Origin of the sequence: Pseudarthrobacter sp. SSS035, assembly GCF_023273875.1 — a bacterium.
Classification (GTDB): domain Bacteria; phylum Actinomycetota; class Actinomycetes; order Actinomycetales; family Micrococcaceae; genus Arthrobacter.
Genome location: NZ_CP096882.1, coordinates 2,479,918 through 2,495,174 on the forward strand (window position 1 = coordinate 2,479,918; position 15,257 = coordinate 2,495,174).

General features: G+C 64.6%; 15 protein-coding genes. 9 read left to right on the forward strand and 6 right to left on the reverse strand.

Annotation, left to right across the window (positions count from 1 at the left end; all coding sequences use genetic code 11):
• Positions 1-2: 2 nt before the first annotated feature.
• On the forward strand, positions 3-899 hold the full coding sequence (locus tag MUN23_RS11420) for a carbohydrate ABC transporter permease (protein ID WP_248763912.1): 897 nt from the start codon (positions 3-5) through the stop codon (positions 897-899).
• 60 nt (positions 900-959) lie between these two features.
• Positions 960-2,498, forward strand: a complete 1,539-nt coding sequence (locus tag MUN23_RS11425) for an alpha-N-arabinofuranosidase (protein ID WP_248763913.1) — start codon at positions 960-962, stop codon at positions 2,496-2,498.
• Between the two features lie 81 nt (positions 2,499-2,579).
• Here MUN23_RS11425 and MUN23_RS11430 read toward each other — a convergent pair whose 3' ends face one another.
• Entirely contained in the window at positions 2,580-3,503 is a 924-nt protein-coding gene (locus MUN23_RS11430; RefSeq protein WP_248763914.1) for a LysR family transcriptional regulator, read from the reverse strand.
• Between the two features lie 107 nt (positions 3,504-3,610).
• Between MUN23_RS11430 and MUN23_RS11435 the strand changes: the two genes are divergently transcribed.
• Positions 3,611-4,051 (forward strand): hypothetical protein, encoded by a 441-nt coding sequence (locus MUN23_RS11435; protein WP_248763915.1) that lies wholly within the window; start codon positions 3,611-3,613, stop codon positions 4,049-4,051.
• A 32-nt stretch (positions 4,052-4,083) separates the two neighbouring features.
• On the opposite strand, the gene MUN23_RS11440 is transcribed toward MUN23_RS11435, so the two are convergent.
• The 3 genes from MUN23_RS11440 to MUN23_RS11450 form a co-directional block, all read right to left on the reverse strand.
• Positions 4,084-5,226 carry an amidohydrolase family protein gene (locus tag MUN23_RS11440; protein WP_248763916.1) on the reverse strand — a complete coding sequence of 381 codons (1,143 nt, stop codon included), beginning with the start codon at positions 5,224-5,226 and terminating at the stop codon, positions 4,084-4,086.
• Positions 5,226-6,590, reverse strand: coding sequence for a glutamine synthetase family protein (locus MUN23_RS11445; RefSeq protein ID WP_248763917.1), 1,365 nt, complete (start codon positions 6,588-6,590; stop codon positions 5,226-5,228). Before MUN23_RS11445 ends, MUN23_RS11440 begins: the two co-directional genes overlap by 1 nt.
• Positions 6,591-6,660: 70 nt before the next feature.
• Positions 6,661-6,984: a hypothetical protein gene (locus MUN23_RS11450; RefSeq protein WP_248763918.1), complete on the reverse strand. Its 324-nt coding sequence runs from the start codon at positions 6,982-6,984 to the stop codon at positions 6,661-6,663.
• Between the two features lie 200 nt (positions 6,985-7,184).
• On the opposite strand from MUN23_RS11450, the gene MUN23_RS11455 reads away from it, so the two are divergent.
• From MUN23_RS11455 to MUN23_RS11465, 3 genes are all read left to right on the forward strand, one after another.
• Positions 7,185-8,360, forward strand: coding sequence for a response regulator (locus MUN23_RS11455; RefSeq protein WP_371876020.1), 1,176 nt, complete (start codon positions 7,185-7,187; stop codon positions 8,358-8,360).
• 170 nt (positions 8,361-8,530) lie between these two features.
• Positions 8,531-9,388, forward strand: a complete 858-nt coding sequence (locus MUN23_RS11460; RefSeq protein WP_248763919.1) for a phosphatidylinositol-specific phospholipase C/glycerophosphodiester phosphodiesterase family protein — start codon at positions 8,531-8,533, stop codon at positions 9,386-9,388.
• Positions 9,389-9,422: 34 nt separating this feature from the next.
• The gene (locus MUN23_RS11465; protein WP_248763920.1) at positions 9,423-10,466 is read left to right on the forward strand and encodes a hypothetical protein; all 1,044 of its coding nucleotides are present in this window, start codon (positions 9,423-9,425) and stop codon (positions 10,464-10,466) included.
• A 172-nt stretch (positions 10,467-10,638) separates the two neighbouring features.
• Here the strand turns inward: MUN23_RS11465 and MUN23_RS11470 are convergent, their stop codons facing one another.
• Entirely contained in the window at positions 10,639-10,851 is a 213-nt protein-coding gene (locus MUN23_RS11470; protein WP_248763921.1) for a helix-hairpin-helix domain-containing protein, read from the reverse strand.
• Between the two features lie 309 nt (positions 10,852-11,160).
• On the opposite strand from MUN23_RS11470, the gene MUN23_RS11475 reads away from it, so the two are divergent.
• The 3 genes from MUN23_RS11475 to MUN23_RS11485 are packed head-to-tail and all read left to right on the forward strand — an operon-like array spanning position 11,161 to position 13,585.
• Positions 11,161-12,525, forward strand: a complete 1,365-nt coding sequence (locus MUN23_RS11475; protein WP_248763922.1) for an MFS transporter — start codon at positions 11,161-11,163, stop codon at positions 12,523-12,525.
• Positions 12,522-13,325, forward strand: a complete 804-nt coding sequence (locus tag MUN23_RS11480; protein ID WP_248763923.1) for a putative hydro-lyase — start codon at positions 12,522-12,524, stop codon at positions 13,323-13,325. Before MUN23_RS11475 ends, MUN23_RS11480 begins: the two co-directional genes overlap by 4 nt.
• Positions 13,322-13,585, forward strand: coding sequence for a hypothetical protein (locus MUN23_RS11485; protein ID WP_248763924.1), 264 nt, complete (start codon positions 13,322-13,324; stop codon positions 13,583-13,585). Before MUN23_RS11480 ends, MUN23_RS11485 begins: the two co-directional genes overlap by 4 nt.
• Positions 13,586-13,939: 354 nt before the next feature.
• On the opposite strand, the gene MUN23_RS11490 is transcribed toward MUN23_RS11485, so the two are convergent.
• Entirely contained in the window at positions 13,940-15,160 is a 1,221-nt protein-coding gene (locus MUN23_RS11490; RefSeq protein ID WP_248763925.1) for a DNRLRE domain-containing protein, read from the reverse strand.
• Positions 15,161-15,257 lie beyond the last annotated feature (97 nt).

The window sequence follows — 15,257 nt, forward strand, 5'->3', positions numbered from 1 at the left end:
CCATGGCAACCCCTACCCTCACCCGTCCCACCGCACGCACCAGCACCAGCGAAGGGCTCCGCCGCCCGCGCAAAAAGATGACCGCAGGCAAGATCGCCGCCCTCGTTGTTGCGGCGTTCATCGCCGTGCTGTGGCTGATTCCGTTCGCCTGGGCCACGGCCACCGCTTTCAAGACCGAGACGGATGCCGCAGCCCCCAAGGTCAGCTGGATGCCGCCGTCGGGCTTTACCGCTGAAGCGTTCGTCAAGGTGTTCCAGGACGGCAACATCCCGCTCTGGACCTGGAACTCGTTCTACACGTCGGCGGCCATCACGGCGATCACGCTGGTGATCTCGGCGCTGGTGGCCTACGCCCTGTCCCGGATCGACTTCAAGGGCAAGAAGGTGCTGATGACGGTGATCATTGCCTCGATCATCATCCCGCCGCCGGTCCTCATCATCCCGCTCTTTTACCAAATGCTGGCGCTGCACCTGATCGATACCTCGTGGGCCATCATCCTGCCGCAGGTCATCCACCCGGCCATGGTGTTCGTGCTCAAGAAATTCTTCGACCAGATCCCGCGCGAACTTGAGGAAGCCGCCGTGATGGACGGTGCCAGCCGCCTGCGGATCTTCACCCAGATCATCCTGCCGCTGTCCCGGCCCATCCTGGCCGCCGTCGCGATCTTCGTGTTCATCGGCGCCTGGAACAACTTCCTGTGGCCGTTCATCGCCACGAACGACGGCGCGCTCCTCACCCTTCCGGTGGGGCTGCAGACCATCAAGAGCGCGTACGGCATCCAGTACGCGCAGAACATGGCCTCCGCGCTCCTCGCGGCGCTGCCCCTGATCCTCGTCTTCCTGTTCTTCCAGCGCCAGATCATCAAGGGCGTCGCGACGACGGGACTCGCCGGAACCTGATCCGGCACCTTTCTGACCACTCACCAAAAGACCTGAACAACAACCAAGGAGATACCGCACATGTCCCGCGCACGGATCACCCTCGACCGCGACTTCACCATCGGCGAAGTCCCCCGCCGCCTGTTCGGCTCCTTCGTGGAGCACATGGGCCGCTGCGTCTACACCGGCATCTACGAGCCCGGCCACCCGGAGGCCGACGAGAACGGCTTCCGCCAGGACGTTCTCAAGCTCGTCAAGGAGCTCGGTGCCACCGTCATCCGGTACCCCGGCGGCAACTTCGTCTCCGGCTACAACTGGGAAGACGGCATCGGCCCGCGGGAGAACCGTCCCCGCCGGCTGGACGGCGCCTGGCACACCGTGGAAACCAACGCGTTCGGCCTGCACGAATTCGTGGACTGGTCCCGCCAGGCCGGCACGGAAATCATGGAAGCCATCAACCTGGGCACCAGGGGAGTGGACGCGGCCCGCGAGATCGTGGAATACGCCAACCACCCCGGCGGCACCTACTTGTCAGACCTGCGCGCCAAAAACGGCCACAAGGATCCGTTCGACATCAAGCTCTGGTGCCTGGGCAACGAGATGGACGGGCCGTGGCAGATCGGCCACAAAACCGCCGAGGAATACGGCCGCCTGGCCCAGGAAGCCGCCAAGGCCATGCGCTTCGTGGACCCGGACATCGAACTCGTGGCCTGCGGAAGTTCCAGCTCCAACATGCCGACGTTCGGCGACTGGGAGCAGACTGTCCTGACGCACACCTACGACGAGGTGGACTACGTCTCCCTCCACGCCTACTACCAGGAGCACGAGGGCGACGTCGGCAGCTTCCTCGCCAGCGCCGTGGACACTGACTACTTCATCGAGTCCGTGATCGCCACCGCCGACGCCGTGCGTGCCAAGGGCAAACACAAAAAGCACATCAACCTGTCCTTCGACGAGTGGAACGTCTGGTACCAGCGCGGCCTGGATACCGAGGACCAGCCGCACAACGTCGCCAAGGCGGGCTGGCGCGAGCACCCCCGGGTCATCGAGGACAAGTACAACGTCACGGACGCCGTGGTGGTGGGAACCCTGCTCAACTCGCTGCTCCGCCACGGTGACCGCGTCAAGATCGCCAACCAGGCGCAGCTGGTCAACGTCATTGCCCCTATCCTCAGCGAGGAGAACGGGCCGGCGTGGAAGCAGACCATCTTCCACCCGTTCGCCCGCATGGCGGAGCTGGCCAAGGGCCAGATCCTGCGCCTGTCCGTGGACTCGGACAAGTACGAGAATGCCCGCTTCGGCGGCACCGACCTGGTGGACGTCAGCGCCACGTGGAACGAGGAAACGGGCCGCGTGGCACTGTTCTTCGCGAACCGCGGCCTGGAGGAAGCCGCCGACGTCGAGGTCGCCCTGCGCGGGTTCGACGCCCGCCGGGTGGTCCGTGCCGAGGTCCTGGAAATTCCCGAAGGCGGGGACCGTTTCACGGCCAATACCCAAACCAGTCAGAACCAGGTGGGGCTCAAGCCGCTGGAAGGGGCCAAGGCCAGCGGCTCCGAACTGCGGCTAACGCTGCCGGCGCTGTCCTGGGCCGTCATTGAGCTGGAGGTCGTCAAGAGCTGACTCTTGCCGCACCAGTGCTGAGCGGACGACGGCGGGACCTCCCGCCGTCGTCCGCTCTGTCAGTTTCCGGCATGCGGTGGCTCAGGATGTCGACCGTGTGTCGAACGCCGCAGCCGATTCCCGCAGCAGGCGTGCGACGGTGTCCACCGGCGTGCTGGGTGACCGCCGCCGGTCGAACCGTCGCAGAACGATGCGACGGGTTCCGAGTCCGGGGACGTCCAGGACGTCCACGCCGTCGTGGGCGATGCCGCTCAATGCCAGGGTGGGCACGATCGCAATTCCTTCGCCGGCGGCGACGAGTGCGAGTGCGGTCAGCGTTTCCTGGTACTGGTGCGCACTCTCCATCTGCGCGCCCGTTGACTGGCGGAGCCGGCCGAGCACCGCAGCGTTCGCGGCTGTTGGGTCGACGCCGAGCCACGGAAGGGGCAGCCGGGCCAGGTCGATGTTCTCGGTGGTGAGCAGGGCACCCGAGGGGACCACCAGCTTCCACGGCTCGTCCAGCAAGGGCTCCTCGGTCATTCCGGCGGAGAGCGAACGCTGCTCGGCCGTGGTCGAATCGAGCTCGACCACCACGGCGTCGAGCTGGCGCTGGCGGAGCAGCCGCATCAGGTCCGGAAGGTCGTCCTCGACGATCCGGATCTGCAATTGCGGGTACTGCGTGCGCCACTCGGGCAGGCGCGGGATCACCACCGTCCGGACAAAGCTGGTGAATCCGCCCACGCGCACAACACCAGCCACCGTGGCCCCGCCTTCGATCCGGGCGCGGGCAACGCTGAGAGCACGTTCAATCTCCTCGCCGGCTTCCGCTACTGCCAGGCCGGCGGGTGTCAAAACTGAGCCTTTGGGTGTGCGCACCACCAAAGCATGCCCGGTTTCGTCTTCCAATTTGGTGAGCTGCTGTGAGACGGCCGAGGGGCTAATTCCCAGTTCGTCAGCCGCAGCCAGCACCCCGCCTGTGCGGGCAACAGCAAGAAGCACGCGCAGCCTGCGCGGATCGATGTCCATGTTAAGTAGTTCTAAACCATGTCTTCAGTGGAATGCAATTGCTCTAAAGGGGTGCCTTATTCATAATTGCTCTTAAAGCAGCTGGGCATCACCTCTGAAAGGACATCATGGAACTGCTGTGGGAAATTGCAGGTTGGTCAGGGGCAGTTCTGATCCTGTCGGCGTACCTGTCTGTCTCCATGGGTTGGTTGAAGGCCGGCAAGCGCTTCCAAGTGGCCAACCTCATCGGTGCATGTGCCTTCATCATCAATGGTGCGGTCCACGAAGCGTGGCCCTCAGTGGTCACCAACGTTGCCTGGTGCCTTATTTCCGCCATCGCGATTCTTCGCATGCGGTCCACGCAAGAGTCGCCGGTGGCCGCAGTTGAGGCGACGCAGGTGCAATTTCCCGGCGTCCCTGACACAACCGGCCAAATCGCTGTTGTCGAGGCAATTACTTTTGCCGTTCATGGCGACGTCGCCGCGCGGGCGGGTGAGTGCCAGGCGATCCTGCGCGACGGGCGGGCAGCGGATTCAGCGATCCACAGTAGCGCCGCGGTGAAGTGCTAACGGCAGAGAGTCACTAGCTGTTCGGCACTGACTCAGGGGAGCGCGTACACACGGCGGGCGTTGTCGTGCGCGACGAGTTGCACGATCTTGCGGGCGTCCGCCTCGGAACAGTCGTCGTCGTCGATCCATCCGCCCACTACCTTGGTGATTGCGGTCCGCCACAGTCTCGCGCCGAGGTAGTGAAGTTCGGCCGGGCCCAACGCGTCGGAGGAATACAGGATTTTCGTGAAGGGAGCCAGTTCGAACGAGCGGGCCACCAGATCCCGGCTCCGTGACCCGGTGAAGTTCACGGCAAGGCCCACATCGATGTAGACGTTTTCAAAGGCGTGGGCCAAATAGCCGGCCTCGCGCTCGAATGGGTAGCAGTGCAGCAGCATGATGGGTGTGTCCCGGACTTCGGGGGACCGCAGAAAATCCAAGAGGTACAGGGGATTGGTTTTGTGGAGGTCCAGATCGCGGTCACCGAATCCAACATGGAATTGCAGCGGAAGCTTCATCGACACCGCCGTATGGATCCCGTGGGCAATGAGCGTCACATCGGTGAGCTTCGGGTTGGTGCCGGCGCGCGCGTTGTCCTGCCAGCGGCGGGCTGCTTCAACCACCGCAGCCGGTGCAGGCCGGCCGAGATTCCGGTCGAATCCTGCGCGGTAGGCCAGAACTGTTTTGACGCCCACGGCGCTGCGGGTGAGGTCCTGGAGCCGCTGACCGAACTCGTCGACGTAATCTGCCGGGTTGGCGATCTCCCGGATCACCGTTTCGGCGACCCGTTCCAGCCGAACGATCTCGTGGGTCCGCCCACCGGAGACGTCGGCCATGCCCGCCTTGCCGAGGTAGCCAGCGGCATCCAATCCTGTATCGATCAGCCAGTCGCTCACGCCAGCAGCGCGGGTCATGCGGCGGCACACCTCAAGTTCTGAAAGTTCGGAGCGCCGGCTCCAGTAGTCCGCCGGTGAGGCGTGCCGCGGCAAATCAAGAATGCCGCTGCACCAGCGCCGGATGGCGAGCCCGATTTGGGTGTTGTAGGTGTCCTCGGGCTTGGCCAGTGGTTCGGTGTTTCCCTCGTTCAGCGAGTTCTGAAAGCGTGCCTCATCACCGTCAGCGTGAAACGCGCCATGCACGTGGTGATCAATAAGCCGGACTTGGTCGACGAAGTCCGGGAAAGAACCGCCCGCCATTAGATCGACCAGGAGAGTCGAAAGCGTTCAGCAAGCTCGTCCGGCGAGAGGTCCGCCGAGACTCGCTGTTCGTAGCGCCGGACGGCCACCGTGGCGTCGACGATGGCGTCTCCGAGAAGCCCGCGTGCCAGGCGTGACTTGTCCAGCGTGTCGATGATGGCGGTGGGGGAGCCTGAGAGCAGCCGGACGTTGGCCCGCTGCCGCTCGTCTTCCGAAAGCCGTCCGGGGTCACCCGGGATCTCTGCCGGAAGCCTGCGCCCGGTACGCATGCCGTCCAGGGCGAGCCCGAGGATGGATGCGGAGGCCAGATACACGTTGGCCGAGGGGTCGACGATTTTCACCTCGACGTTGGCTCCATGCGGATTGCTGTTGCCCGCGTTCAGAAAACGCACTGAGGCCTCCCGGTTTTCCAGGCCCCAGCATAAGTAGGCACCCGACCACGTGCCGGGTGTCAACCGGCTTCCGGACAAAATTGATCCCGTGAGGAAACTCTGGATATCGGGGAGTCCTGCGATGATTCCGCCAATGGCCGCGCCTCCCTCGGGGCAGATGCCGTGCGGTCCGCTGCCGCCGGAGAACAGCGGCAGGCCGTTCTTGTGGAGCGAAAAGTGCTGGTGGGCGCCGTTTCCGACGGTGCCGGGAAAGGGCAGCGGGGAGAACGAGGCCTGCATGCCGTGGGCCCGGGCGACGATGCCAACGATGACCTTGGCAACGACCACGGTGTCCGCTGCCTGAACCGGCGAAGCAGGGGGAAGCGAAAACTCGAACTGGTTCCGGCCGTACTCGGCGTGGATCTGCTCCATCGGAATGCCGGCATGGTTCAGCGCCGACAGCAGATCATCGAGGAATTCCGACCGGTCCAGGAGGCCGGTTGCCCCGTACGGAACCCAGGGGGTGGTTTCCAGCGCTGAACCGTCCGGGGCGACGAGGAAGAATTCAAGTTCGTGGCCCACGAGTGCCTGGTATCCGGCCTCGTCGAGGCTGCCGTCGACATCGGCCAGGAGGCCGCGGGCACAGGCCGGAGACGCGGCCCCGTCCTGTTCGAAAAGGCTGCCCGGTGCCCATGCACGGCCGCCCTGGAGGACACGGAGTCCCGCGATATCGATCTTGAGGCGCATATCGCCAACGGGGGTGATGCTGTCCGTGAACGCTATCCCGCCGTCGATGGTGAAGACATGCCAGACGGGGGCAGCGCCCATCCCGGACTGGTGGAAGGCCTTGAGCCGGGCCAACGGAACGCTCTTGGCAAGCGTGATGCCCGAAGCGTTCACCACCGTGCCGATCACGGTGCGGACGCCGGCCGCTTCGAGCTCGCGCTGGGCCTTGGCAACAGCGGATTCGTCGGCTGATGCGATTTCAGTCATGCGCCTATCATGCGGCCCCTCCCCGTCCAATGAAAGGTTCGGAAGGTCTGCCGCTCCGCCAGGTTCTGGCCTAGGTACTGAGGTTCCAGTGGACCCGGATGGCCTCGGCCATTGGGTCAGTGGCGACGTCGACGCGGAAAGCAACGGGCGCTGTCCCCGTCTCCTCGATGACCGAGTCACGGTACACGCGGCCGCATGACGGACACAGCGTGTAGAGCTCCCCATCCGCCGGCCATTCGGCCAGTTCCGCAGGGACCGGGCTGCTCTCTCCGATGAAGACCGGGACGCCTTCTGAGTTCGCCTGAATCAACCCGTCCTTGCTGACGGTGTTGCCGCACACGCAGGTGATGGTGGTGACATCATGACCGATAACATCGGCGGTTTCAGTGTCCATGATGACCTCCCGGTAATGGAAGAGACGTGATGCTAACAGCTTATGCCTGCTGATCCGTGCGGTCGCCCTGGAATTGGAGCGCCATCCTCGCGTCCGACGGCGGCTGGTGCTTCGATCCCCACCAGCGTGGTCCGTGGGACGATTAGGTCCAGCGGACCGACTGTGGGCTGGCTCGTGACGATAAATGGCCTGGGGGCCTCATGACTGTTAATTCGAAGTGGAGTGCGCCGGGCGGGCTGGGCCGCCCCGACGTGGACGCCGCGAAGATTTCCGGACAGCTGGGCAACTCCGGGGCCGCCATGACGGTGCTGGTTGTCGACGACGACGAAGGGTCCCTGCTCGTGGCGAAAGCCGCCGTCGAGAAATCCGGTCATAAATGCATTGTGGCCGCTGACGGCGACACGGCGTGGCAGCTTTACCTGGAGCGGCGTCCCCAGGTGGTGGTCAGCGACCTGATGATGCCCGGGCTCGACGGGTTTGACCTGTGCCGGGCGATCCGGGCCGCCGAGACAAGCTCCTATACGTACGTTGTACTGCTGACCTCGCACGGCGCCCAAGAGGACGTGCTGGAAGGCATGCGGGCCGGGGCGGACGACTACGTGACCAAGCCGTTGGACCCCTTCGTCCTGCACACCCGCCTGCTGGCTGCCCGGCGGGTCACCGCACTCCACGGTGCCCTGGCCGACGCCCTGGATGAAGCCAAGGACAGCAATGAACGGCTTGCTGAATTCACCGGCCGGGTCAGCCACGACCTCCGCAATCCCCTGACCTCCATCCTGGGCTACGTCGAGCTGGGTGCCACGGACGCAGAATCGGGCCAGACAGGGGAGGCCACAGAGTACCTGGAAATCGTGGGCAGCAGTGCGCGGAGGATGCTGTCCATGGTGGAGGAGCTGCTTGCGTTCGCGTCCATCGGCGGTTCGCTGTCCAGGTCACGGCTGTCGCTGGCTGCCCTGGTGAAGGAAGTCGCCGCTGACCTCAGCCTGGGCCTGCGGGAAGCCGGAGCGGTGGTGCAGTGTGAGGACTTTGATTTCGACGCTGACGAAAGCCAGATGCGGGTAGCGCTGCAGAACCTGATCCAGAACGCGGTGGCCTACCGCCGTCCGGACGTTCCCCCGGTCATCAGCGTCACCGGGCAGGAAGCCGGAGCCGGCGTCGTGGTGCGGGTGGAGGACAACGGCAAGGGAATCGGCGCGGGGGACCGGCGCCGGGTGGTTGAACCGCTGGTCCGCCTGCGCCGGGAAGGCGATCCTGCCGGCACGGGGCTGGGCCTGGCCACATGTGCCAGGATCGCAACCGCCCACGGGGGACGGCTGGAGATCTCGCCCAGCCCCAGCGGCGGGACCACCGTCAGCGTTTACCTGGGGGCGCCGTAACGCAGGCTGGCCGTGATGGCACGGCACGGGCATTGGTCCCTCCCAGTTCACCGTCCGGCAACCGGGAGGTCCTTCGCCGTTTTTCCGCGACCGGCAGTCTTTTCACGCCCTCTTTTGCCCGGCCCCCAACCGGCCGGGCGGAGAATCCCCTGTATGCGTAGGAGTACTCCGTGTTCGTGAAAAGCACCATTGCCGCCCTCGTGGCCCTCACCTCCCTGACCGGAACCGCCGCCGCGCCGGCCCAAGCAGAGGCACCAAAGCCCGCACCCGTCGTCGTCGGCCAGCCGCTCGCCCAGGCGCATGCCCACAACGACTATGAGCACGACCGTCCCCTGTTCGACGCTCTGGAGCACGGCTTCACCAGCGTCGAAGCCGACGTCTGGCTGGTGGACGGCGAACTTCTGGTGGCCCACGACCTTGAGGATGCCAAGCCCGGAGTAACGCTCGAGAGCCTCTACCTCGATCCCCTGGACGAGCTGGTGCGGAACCAGGGCCACAGCGTTTACCCCCACTGGGACGGCAGCCTGCAGCTCCTGATCGACATCAAGAGTGAAGGCGAGGCCACCTACGCCGCCATCGAGCGGGAACTGGCCGAGCACCGGGACATCATGAGCCGCTACAGCAACGGCACCACCAAAACCGGGCCCGTCACCGCCGTCATCAGCGGAAACCGCCCCTTGGCCACCATGCAGGCGCAGGAAAAGCGGTTCGGCTTCTATGACGGACGCTCCGCCAACCTCACCTCCGGCATGCCTGCCGAGCTGATGCCGCTGATCAGCGACAACTGGACCAAGCTCTTCACCTGGCAGGGCGTGGGCCCCATGCCCGAGGCCGAACGCACCAAGCTCCAGGCATACGTGACTGACGCCCACGCCAAGGGCTACCGGGTCCGCTTCTGGGCCACCCCTGACCAGCCCGGCGCCGCACGCGAAGCTGTCTGGAACGAACTCTTCGACGCCGGCGTGGACCACATCAACACCGACGACCTTGAGGCGCTGGAACAGTTCCTCACAGCCCGCACGCTCTAAAGCCGCCCCACTCAGCAGACACAGGAACACCACCATGCCTTCAAAGACCGTGAAAACGACGACGGCGGCGGCGGCCGTCCTGGCGCTCGGCCTCCTTGCGGCCCAGCCCGCCATCGCAGCCAATAACACCTCTGACAGCCAGGCTTTCACCTTTGGCGTCATCGGCGACATCCCCTACGGCGACGCCGAAATCGCCAAATTCCCGTCCCGCGTCCAGGACATCAACGCCGACAGCGCACTGAAGTTCGTCACCCATGTGGGCGACATCAAGAACGGCTCCTCGGTGTGCTCAGACGAGTACTTCGCCAACATCCGCTCCCAGTTCGACACTTTCGAGCACCCGCTGGTCTTCACCCCGGGCGACAACGAGTGGGTGGACTGCCACCGCACCAACAACGGCGCCTACAACCCGCTGGAACGGCTGGACAGGCTGAGGGAGGTCTTCTTCGACGAGCCCGGCAAGACCCTGGGCGCAACCATGCCGGTCAAGACGCAGGAGAAGCTTGGGCTTCCGGAAAATGTCCGTTTCACCCAGAACCGCGTGGCCTTCTCGGTGGTGAACGTCCAGGGCAGCAACAACTCGCTGCTTCCATGGAGCGGCCTGGGCGAAACCACACCCACGCCCGAGCAGCTTGCTGAAGTTGAGCACCGGACGGATGCCGTCCTGGGCCAGATACGTGACACGTTCACCGACGCCGAGCGCCGCAACGACCGCGCCGTGGTGCTGATGACGCAGGCCGACATGTTTGACCCGTCACTGCTCGCCGCGGCCACTGCCAATCCGGAAACGGTCTCCGGGTTCCGGGAAATCGTTGCGGCCATCATTGAAGAGACCAACCGCTTCGACCGCCCGGTCTACCTCATCAACGGCGACAGCCACGTCTTTGCCGAGAACCAGCCGCTGGCCGAAGGCTCACCATGGCTGGAGGTCTACGGCCAGCCCGCCGCGGATGACCTGCAGCGCATCACCGTGGACGGATCGGCCAACGCCACCAACTACGTCAGGTTCACGGTCGTCGGCAACAGCAGCGACAGCGATGATGTCCTGAGCTGGGAGAAGGTCCCCTTCAGCCAGTAGGCACCAAACGGAAGCGGACGACGGCGGGAGCCTCCCGCCGTCGTCCGCTGTGGGCCGTGGGTTCCCGGCGCGTCCGGAGCCATCCGGTAATCCTGAGGGCGAGCATACGCCCCGATGCGCGGGGACAGCCGGCATGGCCGCAATACAACTGGCCAGCACGCAGGGCGAGTGGTCAGTCCGCGAACCCTAGCCCTTGGGCCTGGAGCGCGGCTTCCAGGATCCGGACAGCTTTGGGGCCCACACCGTGCAGGGCGAGCAATTGGCTGCGGCTGCATGCAGCAACTTGGGCCAAAGAGCCAATGCCTGCCTCGATCAGTGCGCTGGTCGCCGGGTGTCCGATCGGCGGAAGGTCGCCGATCTGCGCAGGAGTATCACGGGTGCTCATGCTGGCAATGGTATCGAAATCACGCCGCCTCCCGCGAAGCCCCGCACGCTCAACTCCGGAGCTGCCGGCGGCGTCTGAATCCCGCGAACCCCTTGACGGTGTGATCTGCGTCGCGTAGGTTGTTCAACAAGAGGATTGTTCAACAATCCAACGATCGCCGCAATTCCGACTTCCGCAGCCACCCTGACGGCAAGCCGCCCAGCCGCCCAAATGTCCCACCCTGCAACGCCGCAGGCGAGGACAGAAGCGGGCACCAGCACCATTCATCCCGTACTCGGATGACATCGACTCTCTTCATGGAGGATTAACATGGCCACTCCCCAAGCACTGGCCCCCGTTGACGCAAAGCCCCCGGTGGCGCGCAAGGACATGTACAAGGCATTCGCGGCCAGCCTGACCGGAACCGCGCTGGAGTTCTACGACTTCGCCGTCTACTCCGCCGCGGCTGCGATCGTCTTCCCGCTCATCTTCTTCCCGGCCTCGGACCCGGTCACGGGTACCCTGCTGGCCTTCTCCACCTACGCCGTCGGCTACATTTCCCGTCCCGTTGGCGGCATCATCTTCGGACGGCTCGGGGACGAGATCGGCCGCAAGAAGATCCTGGTCATCACGCTGATGCTTATCGGCGTGGCCACCTTCCTCATCGGCCTGCTGCCCACCTATGACAACATCGGTGTCATCGCCCCCGCCATCCTCGTGTTCCTCCGGTTCGCCCAGGGCGTTGGCGTCGGCGGCGAATGGGGCGGCGCGGTCCTGCTCTCCAGCGAATTCGGCGACCCGAACAAGCGCGGATTCTGGGCCTCTGCCGCACAGATCGGCCCGCCCGCCGGCAACCTCATGGCCAACGGTGCACTCGCCGTCCTCACCCTGACCCTGTCCGAAGAAGACTTCCTGAGCTTCGGCTGGCGCATCGCCTTCCTGATCTCCGCGCTGCTGGTGGCCTTCGGCCTCTGGATCCGGCTCAAGCTCGAAGACACCCCCATCTTCAAGGCCATGGAAGCCCGGGGCGACAAGCCCAAGGCCCCCATCCGCGAGGTGCTTGCCACCCAGCGCCGGCCCCTCATCGCCGCTATGCTCAGCCGCATCGGCCCGGACGTGCTCTACGCCATGTGCACCGTCTTCACGCTCACCTACGGCATCCAGGAGCTTGGCTTCGACCGCGGCCAGGTGCTCGTCGCCGTCCTGATCGGGTCAGCCCTCCAGATCTTCACCATGCCGCTCGCCGGAGCCATCTCCGACCGCATCAACCGCCGTCTGGTCTACGGAATCGCCGCGGTTGGCGCCGCCGTCTGGGCCTACCTGTTCTTCATCGTCCTCGAAGGCCGGTCCCCGGTCATGCTGGTCGTGGGCATCGTGCTGGGCCTGCTCTGCCACTCGTTTATGTACGGACCCCAGGCAGCGTTCGTCGTCGAGCAGTTCTCGCCGCGGCTCCGCTCCACCGGCAGCTCACTGGCCTACACGTTCGCCGGAATCATCGGCGGCGCCATCGCACCGTTTATGTTCACCCTCCTGCTGAGCGCGTATGACAGCTGGGTCCCGGTGGCCGTCTACCTCAGCGTCGCCTGCCTTCTGACCCTGGTGGGCCTGGCCCTGGGCCGCGACTCCAACGTTGCCGAGGATGAGGAATACCTGCAGACCGGGCAGGCAGCGGCTGAACTTGTGGAGTCCAAGTGAGCCAGCCACATGCCCTCCTGGCCCCCGCCGACGCACGCCTGAATTTCCGCAACGGCCTGGTCACCCCCACCTCCGGCTGGAGCGACGGCTACACCCAGGCGAACCTGATAGCGGTGACGGCCGACTACGCCGATGAATTCATCGAATTCTGCCGGCTGAACCCCAAAGCCTGCCCCGTCATCGACATCATTCCGGCCGGACAGTATGAAAGCGCCCTGGCGCCCGGCTCCGATATCCGCACCGACATCCCCGCCTACCGCGTGTGGGTGGACGGCGAACTGGCCGAGGAGGTCACCGACGTCGCGTCTGTCTGGCGCGACGACATGGTGGGCGTCCTCATCGGCTGCAGCTTCACCTTCGAAGCGGCGCTCGCCAGTGCGGGGATCCCGCTGCGGCATACCGAAACCGGCCGCAACGTGCCCATGTACCGCACGAACGTCGAGTGCACCCCTGCCGGACGGATCCACGGCCCCATGGTGGTCTCCATGCGTCCGATGCTGCCCGAGCTGGTGGAAACGGCCATCCGGGTGACGTCCGAAGTGCCGAAGGTCCACGGCAGCCCGGTCCACGTCGGGTCACCGGAGGATCTGGGCATTGCCGACATCAACCGCCCCGACTTCGGGGATGCGGTGGAGATCCGGCCAGGGGAGGTGCCGGTTTTCTGGGCCTGCGGCGTGACACCGCAGAGCGCAGTGATGGCATCCAGGCCCTCCTTCGCCATCAGCCACGCTCCCGGGCACATGTTCATTACTGATGTTCCGGAAAGCACCTACCGGGAACCGGCGGGAGAGCCATCGTGAAGCGGAGACTTCCCGTGGCCGAGAAACGGGCCCGCCGCGTCATCAACCTGTCGGTGCCACGCCAGCAGGCCACCGGCACACACTGCGAGCTGACCGGCGTCTGGCGGAGCCCCACGGGAGCGAGCATTCAGCTCTACGAGGGCCAGCTCATTCCGAGCGATTCCGGCCGGGCCTGCGTCTGGACCTACACGGGCCCCCTGGCAAGCAAGGCCGGTACGCGCACGGCCAGGCTGGCCACTGCCGAGCAGCACGGACAGTAAACGCAGCAACCTGAAGCGGACGACGGCGGGACCTCCCGTCGTCGTCCGCTTGCGTTTAATCCGCGTGCTACGGCAGGCGCAGCACCCCGGCGGCCGCCACCAGATAGGGGACGGGGATCCGGATCCGTCCCCGCGGCCCACCGCATCCAGGCCTTGAACGTAGTGCCCACGAACTCGGCGTACAGATTCCCCGCCACATCATCGTCGACGCCTGCCGAAACCAGGTACGCCCGTGCGCGCTCGCGCTGCGGCGCCAGGGACTCGTAACTCCGGCTGGCCAGCTCGGGATGCTCGGAAAATCAGCCGCAGCCGCCCCCGTGTGAACCGGGTCTCGCCCAGGGTCAGGGTGTAGGTCTAGGCCGTTCCAGCCGCCGCATACACGCGAACCCAATCCACTCGCATCTCGCCAGCGCCATTGGCAGTGCTGTCTGGGAACCAGTCCAGTTGTAGCGTCTGGTGCATCGAACCGGGAGGCTGGTGCGCGGAGTTGTTGTCCTCAAACCACTTCACCCCATCGACGTAGCCGACGATCCCATTCGGAGACCAGTCAACCGCGTAATTGTGGAACTGAGTAACGTCCAGAGCCCTCGACGCCGACGTCTGCGAGTTCGAACATCCATAGTGGTGGAAGAACGTGATGAGGTTCCAGTCACCAGTCGTCTCCGCGTAGTCAACTTCGCCGTCACAGGGCCAATTCTCACTATCCGGCCACAGGATGGACACCATATGGTACTCATTATCACCGGCCCCGGCCGCACGGACTTCCCACCGCCCGTACTTCTGGTTTGCGAACTTCGCGCCCATTCCAGCGGTCGTGCCGTCCGGAGTTCCAGTCATGACCATTTTGGAACCGTCTACCGTGACCTGCTGGGGACTCCGAATGCCATTCCCCGCGTGCCCGGTGCTGTTGTAAACAATCCACTTCGCGGCATCCGGCGCACCTGTGTAATTGAACTCGTCGCCAGTTACAGGCGTGCCCCAACCATGGACTACGGCCGCCTCGGTAGGTGTTACCGTGTCAGGCGCGGTCGTCACGACCAGTCTTGGACGCAGGGCGGAAGAAGATTCCTTCGACTTGAATCCGATCCACTTCTGCGCGTTGCTTTCCAGCTTGAAGTTCTGCTCGCCACCCTTTGCGCTAACGCCCTTAGTAACATCCCATTCAACCCACGAGCCGGTAGCGAACCCGCCAGCCTTCCCCAGCCACGTCCCGCGTACTGGTGCGTTATTCCAGGCAACTCCCCTCTCGGTCCAGCCGCCAGAGGTAGTGAAAACATCCACGAACTCAGTGGAAGTTGTGGATGCCTCCGAATATGCCCGCAGTTTAGCCGAAACAACATGTTCGCCAGCGGGAACTGGAACATTGAACCGTAGGAGTGTGTTCCGCCAGATGTTCGCACGGCCATCTGTGGACAAACGGACGCTAGCCCCAAAGTTGGTAGTCGCCTTGTCCGCCTGTACGTATGTGTCTATGGTCGGCGAGATCGTCGTTGCGGCGCTTGCCGTTGTCGGAGTAATGATTGCGAACCCAACCAGAATGGATGATGCAACCGCTACGCATTTACGCCAGAACATCAGCCCGCCCCCTATTAAGCCTAAAAATCTTGTTGGACCCGTTGTCCCATGCGATTGTTACATCGCCGCCATTAGGAACAATCGGGAAGTTCGTGCC

Bases quoted from the DNA above. Each gene is read 5' to 3' on its own strand.
- MUN23_RS11420 (WP_248763912.1), top strand. From the start codon at position 3: ATGGCAACCCCTACCCTCACCCGTCCCACCGCACGCACCAGCACCAGC.
- MUN23_RS11425 (WP_248763913.1), top strand. From the start codon at position 960: ATGTCCCGCGCACGGATCACCCTCGACCGCGACTTCACCATCGGCGAA.
- MUN23_RS11430 (WP_248763914.1), bottom strand. From the start codon at position 3,503: ATGGACATCGATCCGCGCAGGCTGCGCGTGCTTCTTGCTGTTGCCCGC.
- MUN23_RS11435 (WP_248763915.1), top strand. From the start codon at position 3,611: ATGGAACTGCTGTGGGAAATTGCAGGTTGGTCAGGGGCAGTTCTGATC.
- MUN23_RS11440 (WP_248763916.1), bottom strand. From the start codon at position 5,226: ATGGCGGGCGGTTCTTTCCCGGACTTCGTCGACCAAGTCCGGCTTATT.
- MUN23_RS11445 (WP_248763917.1), bottom strand. From the start codon at position 6,590: ATGACTGAAATCGCATCAGCCGACGAATCCGCTGTTGCCAAGGCCCAG.
- MUN23_RS11450 (WP_248763918.1), bottom strand. From the start codon at position 6,984: ATGGACACTGAAACCGCCGATGTTATCGGTCATGATGTCACCACCATC.
- MUN23_RS11455 (WP_371876020.1), top strand. From the start codon at position 7,185: ATGACTGTTAATTCGAAGTGGAGTGCGCCGGGCGGGCTGGGCCGCCCC.
- MUN23_RS11465 (WP_248763920.1), top strand. From the start codon at position 9,423: ATGCCTTCAAAGACCGTGAAAACGACGACGGCGGCGGCGGCCGTCCTG.
- MUN23_RS11470 (WP_248763921.1), bottom strand. From the start codon at position 10,851: ATGAGCACCCGTGATACTCCTGCGCAGATCGGCGACCTTCCGCCGATC.
- MUN23_RS11475 (WP_248763922.1), top strand. From the start codon at position 11,161: ATGGCCACTCCCCAAGCACTGGCCCCCGTTGACGCAAAGCCCCCGGTG.
- MUN23_RS11490 (WP_248763925.1), bottom strand. From the start codon at position 15,160: ATGTTCTGGCGTAAATGCGTAGCGGTTGCATCATCCATTCTGGTTGGG.